11 protein-coding genes and 1 tRNA gene are annotated in these 12821 nt (G+C 61.2%); 8 read left to right on the top strand and 4 right to left on the bottom strand.

Annotation, left to right across the window (positions count from 1 at the left end; all coding sequences use genetic code 11):
- Window positions 1-29: 29 nt before the first annotated feature.
- Both PSTU_RS0118720 and PSTU_RS0118725 read left to right on the top strand, forming a co-directional pair.
- Complete coding sequence (locus tag PSTU_RS0118720; protein ID WP_019342551.1) at window positions 30-899, top strand: phosphoribosylaminoimidazolesuccinocarboxamide synthase; 870 nt, start codon at window positions 30-32, stop codon at window positions 897-899.
- A 122-nt stretch (window positions 900-1021) separates the two neighbouring features.
- A tRNA-Ser gene (locus PSTU_RS0118725) sits at window positions 1022-1111 on the top strand.
- Between the two features lie 389 nt (window positions 1112-1500).
- On the opposite strand, the gene PSTU_RS0118730 is transcribed toward PSTU_RS0118725, so the two are convergent.
- Window positions 1501-1758, bottom strand: a complete 258-nt coding sequence (locus tag PSTU_RS0118730; RefSeq protein WP_019342552.1) for a hypothetical protein — start codon at window positions 1756-1758, stop codon at window positions 1501-1503.
- A 169-nt stretch (window positions 1759-1927) separates the two neighbouring features.
- On the opposite strand from PSTU_RS0118730, the gene PSTU_RS0118735 reads away from it, so the two are divergent.
- The 4 genes from PSTU_RS0118735 (at window position 1928) to PSTU_RS0118750 (ending at window position 5773) form a co-directional block, all read left to right on the top strand.
- Window positions 1928-2575 carry a hypothetical protein gene (locus PSTU_RS0118735; RefSeq protein WP_019342553.1) on the top strand — a complete coding sequence of 216 codons (648 nt, stop codon included), beginning with the start codon at window positions 1928-1930 and terminating at the stop codon, window positions 2573-2575.
- Between the two features lie 196 nt (window positions 2576-2771).
- Window positions 2772-4223 carry a GMC oxidoreductase gene (locus tag PSTU_RS0118740; RefSeq protein ID WP_019342554.1) on the top strand — a complete coding sequence of 484 codons (1452 nt, stop codon included), beginning with the start codon at window positions 2772-2774 and terminating at the stop codon, window positions 4221-4223.
- Window positions 4224-4232: 9 nt separating this feature from the next.
- Window positions 4233-4652, top strand: a complete 420-nt coding sequence (locus PSTU_RS0118745) for a hypothetical protein (protein ID WP_019342555.1) — start codon at window positions 4233-4235, stop codon at window positions 4650-4652.
- Window positions 4653-4771: 119 nt separating this feature from the next.
- Window positions 4772-5773: a 2-hydroxyacid dehydrogenase gene (locus tag PSTU_RS0118750; protein ID WP_019342556.1), complete on the top strand. Its 1002-nt coding sequence runs from the start codon at window positions 4772-4774 to the stop codon at window positions 5771-5773.
- Between the two features lie 51 nt (window positions 5774-5824).
- On the opposite strand, the gene PSTU_RS21875 is transcribed toward PSTU_RS0118750, so the two are convergent.
- The 3 genes from PSTU_RS21875 to PSTU_RS0118770 form a co-directional block, all read right to left on the bottom strand.
- Window positions 5825-5992 carry a hypothetical protein gene (locus PSTU_RS21875; protein WP_019342557.1) on the bottom strand — a complete coding sequence of 56 codons (168 nt, stop codon included), beginning with the start codon at window positions 5990-5992 and terminating at the stop codon, window positions 5825-5827.
- 412 nt (window positions 5993-6404) lie between these two features.
- A complete protein-coding gene (locus PSTU_RS0118765; protein ID WP_019342559.1) occupies window positions 6405-7430 on the bottom strand; it encodes an AraC family transcriptional regulator in 1026 nt (341 codons plus the stop codon).
- A gap of 9 nt (window positions 7431-7439) precedes the next feature.
- Complete coding sequence (locus PSTU_RS0118770) at window positions 7440-8354, bottom strand: GGDEF domain-containing protein (protein WP_019342560.1); 915 nt, start codon at window positions 8352-8354, stop codon at window positions 7440-7442.
- A 1119-nt stretch (window positions 8355-9473) separates the two neighbouring features.
- Here PSTU_RS0118770 and PSTU_RS0118780 point away from each other — a divergent pair.
- Complete coding sequence (locus tag PSTU_RS0118780) at window positions 9474-11954, top strand: TonB-dependent receptor (protein ID WP_019342562.1); 2481 nt, start codon at window positions 9474-9476, stop codon at window positions 11952-11954.
- A gap of 93 nt (window positions 11955-12047) precedes the next feature.
- Window positions 12048-12821, top strand: a 774-nt coding sequence (locus PSTU_RS0118785; protein WP_019342563.1) for a phytase, incomplete at its 3' end; no start/stop codon positions are given.

Here is a 12821-nt window from a genome sequence, read left to right on the forward strand (position 1 = left end):
GCGTAGGTTCGGCAACCGCGAGAATCGCCATGACCACTCCAAAATCCCTGAGCCTGAAAAAAATCTATTCTGGCAAGGTGCGTGATCTGTACGAAATCGACGACAAGCGCATGCTGATGGTCGCCACCGACCGCCTCTCGGCGTTCGACGTGATCCTTGCCGAGCCTATCCCGGAGAAAGGCAAGATCCTGACCGCAATTTCAAACTTCTGGTTCGACAAGCTCGCGCAGCTCGTCCCTAACCATTTTACTGGCGACAAGATCGAGGACGTGGTACCGGCCGAGGAGCTGCACCTGGTCGAGGGGCGGGCGGTGGTGGCCAAGCGGCTCCAGCCTGTTGCAGTGGAGGCTATCGTGCGGGGGTATATCGCTGGCTCAGGCTGGAAGGAATACCAGCAGAGCGGCACCGTCTGCGGCATCAAGCTGCCGATCGGCCTGAAAGAAGCGGCCAAGTTGCCGCAGCCGATCTTCACGCCGTCAACCAAGGCGGCAGTGGGCGATCACGACGAGAACATCTCCTTCGAGCAGTGCGAAGCGAATATCGGCAAAGACCTGGCGGCGAAGGTGCGCGACACTTCGATCGCACTGTACAGCGCGGCCGTTGCCTATGCGGCGACGCGGGGTATCATCATCGCCGACACCAAATTCGAGTTCGGCCTCGACGAAAACGGCGAGTTGACGCTGATGGATGAAGTGCTTACGCCGGACTCGAGCCGCTTCTGGCCAGCAGACAGTTACGCCGAAGGCAGCAACCCGCCGAGCTTCGACAAACAGTTCGTGCGCGATTGGCTGGAATCCACCGGCTGGAACAAGGAGCCACCCGCACCGCCGGTGCCGGCTGACGTCGCGCAGAAGACGGCCGACAAATACCGTGAAGCTCTGACGCGTTTGACCAGCTGATTGGCTGGCGACCGGGCAGATGTTCATTGCGTCGAGCAGGACCGTCACAATAAGGTGCAGCTAAAAAATCTGAGCAGTTGGGGTTAGACAAAACACGCCGAACTGCTATGATGCGCGCCGCTGGAGAGATGCCGGAGTGGCCGAACGGGACGGATTCGAAATCCGTTGAACTGGCAACAGTTCCTAGGGTTCAAATCCCTATCTCTCCGCCACTACATAAAATCGCTGTTAATCAGTACCTTACAGCGATTTGAAAGCCTCAATTTGTAGCAACTGTATGTAGCAATTTCTTGCTCAGTTGCCCCGGATTGAGGTTTTTTTTGCCTGTTTGTTGACTGCCCTTTTATAGGCAGATTTATTACCCTCCGATTATGCAGGCAAAAGCGCTACCTTCCATTGATCAAGGGACTGGGCGCGATCAGGTTGACGCCGTTGCTCCGGCCTATCAGCAGAGCCGCCCGCCTGCGACGGCGAACATGCCTGAGCCGAGGTCTGGATTTTTGGCCCCAACAGCCCGAAAGGTGTCGTAGCCAACGATCCTTTGTGGCCCCAGTCCCATCCGTTGTTGCTCCGCCAGCGGGCTGCGGTGCAACAACGCCAGTCATTGTTTCTGTGAGTCCTCTTCGTCGTCCGCGCTCGTGTCTCCGTGAGCGTTTTCGATGGTGTCCTCGGTCAGGCGTGGGTGAGGATCCTCGCCGGTGGGATTCTGGTAGCCGTGTGCACTGGCCTCGTTGTTCAGATCTTGCTGGGCCTGGTTATCGGTATTGTCCGCCGGGCGCTCGGTCGATTCCGGGTTGGCCGATGCGGTGGTTGCAAACAACGCCAGAAATACCGATGCACTAATGCTTGGAATCTTCATTACATAACCCTCGAAAGTTGCGGTCTCCTTGTTTCGGACTGGTAGTGGCTGGCATTCGTTCGTGTCTGCTGCCTTACGGGCGGTGCGTTCGACGATGCCTGTCGGCAAGGCGCGGCACCCAGGCGGGTTTGGGCTGTCTCAGCTGCGAACCCGCTTACCGAGGCGCTACATGATCGATTGGTTGATGAAGAACCAGCAGCTGATTTCACTGCTGATCTCCTTGAGCACGCTATTGGTGTGGATGTTTTATGCACACTTGCTCCTGCGCAACTTCAGACGGCAACGTCGGCCGAGCCTGCTCATCAATCGCGGCGCGGGCAAAGGGCTTGGCTCGCTTTGCCTGATCTCCAACATGAGTGCCGAGCCGATGTTCATCAATCAGTTGGTCGTTTCCGTCGAAACCTCGCGCGGGGCGTTGGACGTCGATATCACCGACATCCGCCAGAGCGTGGAAGATGATGTGCCTCCCGATCTCGCCATCCACAAGACCACCCACCAGGGCCCGTTGAACAGTGGCGAGTTCATTCACGTCGGCACCTTTCAGGGGATGTTGCGGCGTGTCGCCGAGCTCAATGGCATCGAGCTTCAAGGCCATCAGCCAAAGGGTGACTGGCAATTCCACTGCATGGAAGTCCGCGCGGTGGCTTTTTATGGCCCCGAGCGCCACCCGCTGGGTGTGTTGCGTCGTTTCAAGTTGAGCGACGTCACCGATCCGGAATGCCGTCTGGTGCCGGAGAGCCCGTTTACCCACCAGCTGACCTCTTGGCATGGCCGCAGACGGGTGCGTAAGTGGCTATCGGATGGGCTGAACGACTAGTCCTTCGCAATCATTAGCCTAAGCAGACTGGAACTCCGGTTGGTTTCGAGGGTCACGTAGAACTGGCTTCCCAGCGACAGTTTTAGCGATTGGCTGGGTTTAGCCGTGACATGCGCTGCGCAGCGGGACATTGCTGACGTGTAATTGATAGGACAGCTTGGTTTCGACGAGGCTGCAGCAGTAAAGGGAATCGGTCGTGGAGATCAACCGGGTAAGCGCAAGGGACATCAACGAAGAACACTACGAGCTGGTTGTGATCGGGTCTGGTTTTGGGTCGAGCTTCTTCCTCACCGAAGCGTTGAAGCATCTGACCGGGCGCGCACTGATCATTGAGTGGGGCGACTTCCATCCCTGGGATTGGCAGATCGAGACCCAGAGCAGTTCGGCTATCAAGCCCGAATCCACCTACGACAATCGCGGCGAAAAGCCTTGGAATACCACTATCGCTCTCGGTGGCGGGATGAACTGCTGGTATTCACAGACGCCTCGCTTGCACCCCAGTGATTTCGCCATCCGCTCGCGCTATGGCGTTGGTAATGACTGGCCGCTGAGCTATGCCGAGCTTGAGCCTTACTATTGCCAGGCCGAGCAGATCATGTCGATTGCCGGCGACCCGGACATGACGCGCGTGCTGCCACGCAGCCAGCCGTTCCCGCAGCCGCCGCACAAAGGCTCCTCAATCGACATGCTGATGAAGGAGGCCATGCCTGACCATCATTTCATCATGCCGACCGGGCGCGCTCGGGTCGCGACCGGCACCCGTGGTGTCTGCTGTGCCAATGCCACCTGCAACCTCTGCCCGATGAATGCCAAGTTCACCGCGCAGAATGGCCTGGCCGAGTTGTATCGCCACCCCAAGGTGGACGTGTGCTTGAAGACCGAAGTGCGCACGCTCGAATACCAGGGCAATACTATCAAGGGCGTGACGATTCGCTCTGAAGGGCAGGAATTCAAAGTGTTCGGGGACCTTTTCGTACTGGGCGCCAATGCCATCCAGAGCCCGGCGATCCTCCTGCGTTCGGATATCAACTTCGGCGAAACCGGCATGGGCCTGCACGAGCAGGTTGGCGCCAACGTCGAGGTCTATCTCGATGGCCTGGGCAATTTCGATGGAAGCACCATCACCACCGGCCTCAATTACGCCCTGTACGACGGTGACTTCCGCAAGGAGCACTCGGCGTGTCTGGTCTACTTCGAAAATCGCTGGCCCTATGGGCTTCGTCCGGAAATCGGACGCTGGAACCAGACGCTGCCGTTGATGCTGGTCAGCGAAGACCTGCCCAACGTGGAGAACCGGGTCGTCATCGACCCGCAGACCGGGCAGGCGATCATCGATTACCGGGGCGAGTCGGATTACGGCATGAAGGGGGTTCAGTACGGCCTGGATAGCCTGGAAAAACTGCTCGCGCCGCTGCCAGTGGAGTCGATCAACTTCAGGGAGTGGCGTCTCACCGAGTCGCATGTCCAGGGCACGCTGCGCATGGGGCAGGCCGATGACGGTTCGGTGGTAGACAGCCATATGCTGCATCACAAGATGCGCAACCTTGTGGTCGTCGGTACCGCGACCTACCCGAGCTGCTCGCCGGCAAACCCCAGCCTGACGGCTGCTGCCTTGTCCATCCGTGCTGCCGGCCTGCTTTACAGCTAAGGAATGCCCATGAAACGTCGTACGTTGTTGTTTTCATCCGCCGCCGCGCTTGGTCTGGTGGCGGTCGGGTCGGGCGCCTGGGTCTACGAGGACCGCCAGGTCTTCATTCCGCAACTGCTGCAGCGTCTGGTGGGCAATTTTCAGATGGATCCGGAGGACCAGCGCAAGTTTGTCGATGCAATGGCTAACCACTACGGCTCGGAGAAGCTGACTGCATTGATGGGGCTCTACAAAATTCGTCAGGAAACCGGTGTAGGGACGCCCTACACTGATCTGCGAGTCGATAATTTCGAACGCCGGTTGTTAACGGACTTCATGGTTTCGACTGATTACCTGCGGCAGCAGAACAAGACCAATCCCAAGGTCAGCTTTCTTGGCTACCGGTTGCCCTGCAGCAATCCTTATGCCCGGTTCGACGGGCTGGCGTGAGGTCATACGGGCCTTTCCTGTCTCGTTAAAACGGTAGGGCGGTTGCCTTTAGCTTCGTTCGTTAGATCAAGTGACGGGTACCGTCGCCCGCTTATCCCGTTTCGCGAGGAGGCCAGTCCATGCGCATCGCCGTCTTCAGTACCAAACCCTACGACCGCACTTTTCTCGATCAGGCCGACCAGGTGCACCAGCACCAACTGGTCTACCTGGACGCTCGGTTGACTGTTGAAACGGCAGCGTTGGCTTCAGGGTTCAGCGGCGTCTGTGTGTTCGTCAATGACAAGCTTGACTGCGAGGTGCTGCAGCTCCTGCATGCCAGCGGCACCAGGCTGATCGCCCTGCGCTCGGCGGGCTTCAACAACGTCGACCTTCCGGAGGCAGAGCGGCTAGGCATGACCGTAGTGCGCGTGCCGGCGTACTCGCCGCATGCAGTGGCCGAGCATGCGGTGGCGCTCATCCTGAGCCTCAACCGAATGACCTTTCGGGCCTATAACCGCGTCCGCGAGGGCAATTTTTCTCTTGACGGCCTGCTGGGCTTCGACCTGTACGGCAAGACGGTTGGCGTCATAGGCACCGGCAAGATCGGTCTTATCTTCGCTGACATCATGCATGGCTTCGGCTGCAGGGTAGTGGCCCATGATCCTTTTCCCAGCGCTGATGCGAAAACGCTTGTCAGTTATGTGCCGCTGGAGCAGCTGTTTGAGGAGGCGGACATCATTTCGCTGCACTGCCCACTGACACCCGAAACCCACCACCTGATCGATGACGCCGCGATTGCTCAGATGAAACAGGGTGTGATGCTGATCAACACGGGCCGGGGCCGCGTGGTCGATACGCGCGCGGTGATCGATGGCCTGAAGAGCGGGAAGATCGGTCGCCTGGGCCTGGATGTTTACGAAGAAGAGGAAAACCTGTTCTTTCAGGACCTGTCACAGCGGGTCATCAATGACGACCAGTTCATGCGCCTGACGACCTTTCCCAACGTGTTGATCACGGGACATCAGGCGTTCTTCACCGCTGAGGCGCTGACCAACATTGCTGAGACCACGCTGGCCAATATCAGCGCCTTCGAGCAGGGGAGCGGAGCCCTGCATCGGGTGACCGTCGAAAAGGTGGTGTGACCTTCACGGTTCGCTTTGGCAGCCTGGGTTGCTGTTAGTTACGGGGTTGTATCAGCGAACGCTTTGCTCGCTGATCAGCATGCCGCAAGCGACCTGATAGACCTGATGCCCACGTCTGATCGTCAGCGGCGCTCGTTCAGCAATCACGGCGCCGCTGCCGAGCATCCGTTCAATGTGGGTACGCAGTTGATGGTATTGCCTGGTGTATTCCCGATGCATCTGGATCGGCTCCCTCAGGTACGATTATTAAGCGTAACGATGCAGATACGACTCGCCAGATACCGGTTGGGTCCTACCGTTTGTCCGAGAATGCACCTGTGCCTTGATCATCAAGGACCGCTGCGGCAATGGCATTCGCGCAAAGTCGCCGGTAGTATCAAAACGCTATCGCGACCGCGACCCTTTACCAAGGATGAGCCAGACGCATGAACCAACAAGCCATACCGGTGCTAATCACTTTTCTCGCAATTGCCGGTATCGCAGCGCTGTTGCTGCGTCGAGCGCTGACCGCTTTGGGTCCTTCGCGCGACGCGAGCGAAGCGCAGCCAACCCAAGCAAAGGTCGCACATCCCGAACTTCGATCCGACCGATAGCCCACCAAAGGCCAGGCACGGCGATACGCCTGACCGGCTCAGCTGTGAAATAGCTGTCGCAGGCTGCTCGGCGCGAGGCCAGTCCAGCGTTTGAACGACCGGCGAAAATTGGTGGTGTCGTTGAAGCGCAGGTAGCTGGCAACCTCGTCATTGCTGTAGCCCTTCATCTGGTACAGGAACAGCGCTACATGTTTGCGCACCTGATCCAGCTGCTCCTGAAAGCCCGTGCCGTGCTTGTGCAGCTTGCGCTTGAGCGAGGCGGGGCTCATCTCGAAAGCATGGGCGACGCGCTCCAGATTCAGCGGCTCGCGGATGTTCCCGTACAGATAGTCATACAGCTGATCGATAAAACTCCCAGGACAGCCAAGACTTTCCAGCTGCGCGCAACTTGCCTGATGCGCGACCTGTCCGGCGGTGGCTGAGGCGCCAGGCCAGGGCTTGTGCAGATATTCCAGCGGCAGGCTCATCATGGTCATCTGGCTTGCGAAGGTCAGCGGCTCGCCCAGATGCACCCAGTACTGCTCGACATGCCGCGGTTGCGGATAGGCGAGGTGGAAGCGCCACGGCAGGCGTTCGCCGGATAGGCGTCTGCTCAGCGCAACCACGGCGGTCAGGCTGGCCTCGGTAAGAAAGCGCTGTTGGTCGCCTGCGCCACAAGTGTCGGTCCAGTACAGGTGGGCCTGTTGCTCGTCGAGCACCAGCCGGGGCGTGAGTAGCGGACTGAGCAGGGCGCGAAATTGCAGCAGCTGTTCCAGCGCCCGTTGCAGCGTGCAGGCACGGGTCAGCGCGTGGCTGACCTCGCCGTAGTGGCCCGGTAACAGGCGCTGGCCGAACAGAAAGCTGCTGTCGTCAGCCTCAAGCAGGCGCTGTGCGTTTCCGATCATGGTCAGGAACTGCAGAGGGCTGATCCGCGCCTGGCCACCCACGACATCTTCATAGAACAGCCCACTGCCGCGCAGTAATTGGTGGCTGTCGATTCCTCGCGACAACGCCAGATCGATCAGCACGGCCGGCTGGTGATGTGCCGCGATGAAACGCGTATCGCAATCGTAACCGGGAGTCATGGCCGTTCCTCAGGCGCAGCGTGGCAGCTGCTGCTTGGTTTTCGCCAGGTTCAGGTTGAGGCGCTTGAGCAGCTGTTCGGCGTCCTCGTCGAAGGCCATCACCGTGCCGGTGCTGGCCTGCAGGTGCACGCGCTCGCCGTGCTGGGCCGTTCGGTGCGCCAGGCTGGCCACGGCCTGTTGCAATTCCGCAGCAATCAAGCGGGCCTGGGTCTCGCCGGTGTTCGGTAGCACCGCGACGAAGCGGTCGCCGGCCAGGCGGCAGAGCAGGTCCTGACGACGCAGGTTGAGCAGCAGCAACTGCGCCATGGCCTGCAGGACTGCATCGCCCTCGGCCTGGCCGTAGCGCTGGTTGATGGCGTTGAAATCGTCCAGGTCCACGACCACCAGCGACAGCGGCTGCTGTTCCGCCTGGGCGTGACTGAGCGCCAGCTGCACCTGCTGGCGCAGGTATTGCGCGGCGCCCAGCGGGGTGAGCTTGTCGAACAGGCGGTGCTCGCGGAAGCCCTTCTCGCGTTTGCTCATCTGCTGGCTGATGGCGCGTTGCTCCTGGTTGAGGTGGTAGATGCCGAGGGTCAGCAGCAACAGGCCGATGGGCATCGGCGCCGTCTCCAGCCAGTTGTCCCAGACCGCCAGTTCCGGCAGCTGGATGAGCTCGTCCAGGGTATCCATCCACCAGGAGAAGAAGACACAGGCCAGGCCCAAGGCCAGCAGCCGGGTTACGCGACCGGCCGGGCGGCTGTGCAGCAGCATGATCAGCCAGGCCAGCGCGAGCACGGCTGAGCCGCCTTCGCCGGCGACGTCCGTCCAGTTGATCTCGGCCCAGGGCTTGATCTGGCCGGTCGCCAGATAGACCTGCAGGCCGAGGTTGGCGACGAAGGCGAGGCCGAGCAGGGTGAGGGTGTGGAGCTTGAGCAGGGATTTCATCGGGTCTCCGTGGCGAGGCGCGCGCCAGTGTGTGAGGGCACGGAAACAGATGAATGTGACGGTTGGATGACTGAGGTGGGGGTTGAATTGGCTCACCGCTTTTTTTTTGGGGGGGGCTAACTGAGGAGCTGGATCGTTTTGGTTGTAAGGTCTGTTTGCGAGGTGGTTGAAGCATCGGTTTCGCCCTGCTGGGCGAGTCACTTTTTCTTGCGTGGCCAAGAAAAAGTAACCAAAAAGAAGGCCACCCCTGCATCCGGGTTTTGCTTCGCAAAACTTCCCTCGCTCCGGTGCTGCTCCGGGGGCCGGCGCGAAGGGACATCCATGTCCCATCGCGCCTTGCTCGGCATCCATGCCTCGCGTCCCCCTGCGCAGCACCTACGCTCGGCCTCCTGAAGGGGATTGGGGTCCGTGTTGTCTGTGAGCTCTGAGGCAGCGATACCAATGGAACCGGCAGCATCGTGCTCGAACGTAGGATGGGTGCAACCCATCGCCCATGGTTGATGGGTTGCACCCATCCTACGGGCTGACAAGCGAACCAGCAGGCGCCACCGAACGCCCCTTCCAGAAGGCCGAATGGAATCGCTGCGTAGAGGGGCGAGCGGCATGGATGCCGCGAGAGCCGTGAAAGGCCATGGATGGCCCTTGCGCGGCGACCCTCGGAGCAGCGATGGAATGAGGGAAGTCGAGCGCAGCGAGACCCGGATGCAGGGGCAAGACCTTTTGGTTCCTTTTGGCGGGGCCGGCCATCCGGGCAACTGCCAAAAGGGACTCGCCCAGCAGGGCGAAACCAGCGCCAAGGATCACGCGAAAACGAGCAGCGGCACGAACCGCTACTCACACATGCCTCACCCCGTGACGCATCCGCATCGTAGGGTGGGCTTCGGCCCAGCGTGACTGAATGAAACCTGCTACTGGTGGGCTAAGCCCACCTACGGAGGCTGTTCGTTGCACTTCGAGCTACGCACGGGTCAAATCAGCTCAACTCCTCCCCAAAACTCCCCCAATAAGCCCCCGCTGGCGCTCCAGTCCCACCCGCTGTCACAGAACCGCCATATCCCAACCCTACCGTCCGCTCCAGTTCCGGGATGGACCCGGTAATCAGCGTTCGGGGGATTGTTCATGAGCACACACCGCAGCGGCATCCGCCATGCAGGGTTCCGCATCAGCCTGCTGGCCCTGGCCGTCAGCGCCGGTTCGGCCTGGGCCGAGGAGCCGCTTGTCATGGAACACGTCGAAGTGATCGGCCAGGCCGTCAGCATCGACGAAGCATTGAAGGAACAACGCAACTCCGACAGCGTGAAGAGCGTGGTCCATGCCGATGGCATCGGCCAGTTGCCGGACGACAACGCCGCCGAAGCCTTGCAGCGCATCCCCGGCCTTTCGGTCGAGCGTGACCAGGGTGAAGGCCGCTTCGTCAGCGTGCGCGGCATTGCGCCGGACCTGAACAGCGTCACCATCAACGGCACCCTGGTGCCCTCGCCGGAAAGCGGCCGTCGCGCCGTGGCGCTGGACGTGCTGCCCTCGGAGCTGGTGCAGTCGCTCTCGGTGGTCAAGACGCTGACCCCGGACATGGACGCCAACTCCCTCGGCGGCACCATCGAGGTGGAAAGCCTGTCGGCGTTCGACCATGACGGGCTGTTCTACAGCCTCAGCACCGAAGGCAGCTACGATGAGAACGTCGGCAAGACCAGCCCCAAGTTCTCCGGTGCCATCAGCAACCGCTTCAGCCTGGGCGATGGCGTCGACAACTTCGGCGTGACCGCCGCACTGAGCTGGCAGGATCGCGACTTTGGCTCGGATAACGTGGAGACCGGCGGCAAGTGGGATTTCGAAGACGGCGCTCGGCTGGAAGAGTTCGAGCAGCGCGACTACGAAATCACTCGTGAGCGCACCGGCTTCGGCCTGAACTTCGATTACCAGCCAGACGACCTCAGCAGCTATTACCTGCGCACGCTGTACAGCCGTTTCAAGGACACCGAGACCCGCAATGCCGCTGGCGTCGAGTTTGAGGATGCCCAACTGGCCGGTGAACTGGGCTCCGCCGAGGGCTGGCGTGAGCTGAAGTCCCGCGAGGAAACCCAGACCATCCAGTCCTATGTGTTCGGCGGCGAGCGCATGATGGGGCTCTGGACCCTCAGCGGTCAGGTCGGCTACAGCGAGGCGCGTGAGCGCAACCCGGGCGGCATTTCCAGCGCGACGTTCGAGGGCGACTTCGCTGACGTCGGCTTCTCCAGCACTACCAAACCGCGGCTGAACGTCGATCCATCCTTCTACGATCCCGCCAGCTTCGAGCTGGACGAGGTGGAGTGGGAAGAGACCGACGCCCGCGACAAGGAAAAGAATATCCGCCTGGATCTGGCCCGCGAGTACGACATCCAGGGCTACGCCTCGCAGTTCAAATTCGGCGGCAAGCTGAGCCGACGCGAAAAGACCAACGACGTCGACATCTGGGCCTACGATGATTTCGACGACCTGACCCTGGCCGACTTTCAGGCCGGCAACGTCGACTACGCCCTGGGCCGCTTTGGCTCGGGCATCAGCGCTGGCGCGCTGGAAGGGCTGATCGGCGGGCTGGATGCGAGCGCGTTCTACGATGAGGAGGAGTCGCGCATCGGCGACTTCGACATGAGCGAAGACATCAACGCCGCCTACTTCATGAACACCCTGGACCTGGACAAGTGGCGCATCATCGCCGGCCTGCGCTACGAGGGCACCGAGTTCAGCGCCAAGGGCACCGGCATCCGCGAAGGCGAGTTCGAATCCATCTCCAGCGATAACCGCTACGACCATTGGCTGCCCGGCCTGCATGTGCGCTACCAGCTGACCGACGACACCCAGCTGCGCGCCGCCTGGACCAACACGGTGGTGCGGCCTACCTTCGAGCAGCTGGCGCCCGGCTTCGTCATCGATGGCGACGAAGCGGAGTTTGGCAATCCCGACCTCAAGCCGCTGGAGTCGATGAACTACGACCTCGGCATCGAGCACTATATGGGCCGCGCCGGCGCGGTGTCGGGGTACCTGTTCTACAAGGACATCGACAACTTCATCTACAACACCGACGTGGCCGGCACCGGCCAGTGGGCTGACTTCGACCAGGCGCTGAGCTACGAGAACGGCAGCAGCGCCAAGCTCTACGGTGTCGAGCTGTCCTACTCGCAAAAGCTCGACTGGCTGCCGGCGCCCTGGAACGGCGTATTGCTCGGTGCCAACGCCACCTTCAGCAAGTCCGACGCGGATATCGAGGGGCAGGGCAGCCGTCGCAGCATCGACCTGCCGAACCATTCCGACACCGTCGGCAACCTGATGGTCGGTTGGGAAAACGACGTCTTCAACATGCGGCTGGCAGCCAACTACAAGTCCGAATACCTGGCCGAGGTGGCCGGCATCGACGACGAGGCCCACGACCTCTACGCCGACGAGCAGCTGTTTCTCGACTTCAAGGCGGGCTACTTCATCACGCCGAACTTGCAGCTGACGGTCGAGGCACTGAACCTCACCAATGAGTCCTACTTCGTCTACACCGGGCGCAGCCACTACAACGCCCAGTACGAGGAATACGGCCCGACCTACAAGCTCGGCCTGACCCTGACGCACTTCTGAATCCGACCCTTACCGACACTTTTTCGCCGCCCCGACGCCGTTCCGTTCCCCCTTCGGACCGGTGCCGGTCAGCGGCTGCTGAATGGAAAAACCATGGACGTAACTTCGTTTAAACCCCTCTGGCTGAGCCTTTGCGTTGCCCTGGCCGCTTGTCAGTCCGGAGCCGGTCAGCCATCGGTCGAGCTGACCACCCCGCACCTGCGTATAGCGAGCGCCACGCCCGTGGACGCTGAAAGCGCCCAGTTGATCGGTGCCGACAAGTTCTGGCCGGGTGCTTCACAGCTGCTGGTTCGCCCGGATTCGCGCGGCGTGGAGTTGCTGGACGCGCAGGGTGCGCGACTCAGTAGCGTCGAAGGCCGCTTCGAGGGCCTGGATCACCGCGTCAGCAAGGACGGTCTGCTGGTCGCCACCCTCGATCGCAAGCGTCAGCAGGCCGTGCTGCTCGGGCTCGATCGCCAGCATCGGTGGAGCCAGCCGCTATACGTGCCGAAGACCCGCTTCGCCATCGAAGGGCTGTGTCTGTATCGCGACGCCGGGCGCAACGGCTACCTGTTCCTGGTCGGTGAGGAAGGCATCGGCGAGCAGTGGCTGGTGGCGGCGGGGCAGCGGTTACTGGCGACGCCAAAGCGCGTACGGGGCCTGAGCCTGCCACCGGAAAGCAGCTACTGCCAGGTCGACGACCGGACCGGCGAGTTGGTGGTGAACGAGGAAAACGTCGGCTTCTGGCGTTATGCCGCCGACGCCGAAGCGCCGTTGCTGCGCCAGCCCGTGGACATCGTGCAGCCGTTCGGCGGCATCGCCGAAGCCGCTGCCGGCATGGCGCTGGTGCCGGGCGGCATGTTGGCGCTGGACCCGGAGGCGGGGGGC

Source organism: Stutzerimonas stutzeri SDM-LAC (assembly GCF_000235745.1).
Classification (GTDB): domain Bacteria; phylum Pseudomonadota; class Gammaproteobacteria; order Pseudomonadales; family Pseudomonadaceae; genus Stutzerimonas; species Stutzerimonas stutzeri_H.

Coding starts and splice junctions, on each gene's coding strand:
- PSTU_RS0118720 (WP_019342551.1), top strand. CDS start 30: ATGACCACTCCAAAATCCCTGAGCCTGAAAAAAATCTATTCTGGCAAG.
- PSTU_RS0118730 (WP_019342552.1), bottom strand. CDS start 1,758: ATGAAGATTCCAAGCATTAGTGCATCGGTATTTCTGGCGTTGTTTGCA.
- PSTU_RS0118735 (WP_019342553.1), top strand. CDS start 1,928: ATGATCGATTGGTTGATGAAGAACCAGCAGCTGATTTCACTGCTGATC.
- PSTU_RS0118745 (WP_019342555.1), top strand. CDS start 4,233: ATGAAACGTCGTACGTTGTTGTTTTCATCCGCCGCCGCGCTTGGTCTG.
- PSTU_RS0118750 (WP_019342556.1), top strand. CDS start 4,772: ATGCGCATCGCCGTCTTCAGTACCAAACCCTACGACCGCACTTTTCTC.
- PSTU_RS21875 (WP_019342557.1), bottom strand. CDS start 5,992: ATGCATCGGGAATACACCAGGCAATACCATCAACTGCGTACCCACATT.
- PSTU_RS0118765 (WP_019342559.1), bottom strand. CDS start 7,430: ATGACTCCCGGTTACGATTGCGATACGCGTTTCATCGCGGCACATCAC.
- PSTU_RS0118770 (WP_019342560.1), bottom strand. CDS start 8,354: ATGAAATCCCTGCTCAAGCTCCACACCCTCACCCTGCTCGGCCTCGCC.
- PSTU_RS0118780 (WP_019342562.1), top strand. CDS start 9,474: ATGAGCACACACCGCAGCGGCATCCGCCATGCAGGGTTCCGCATCAGC.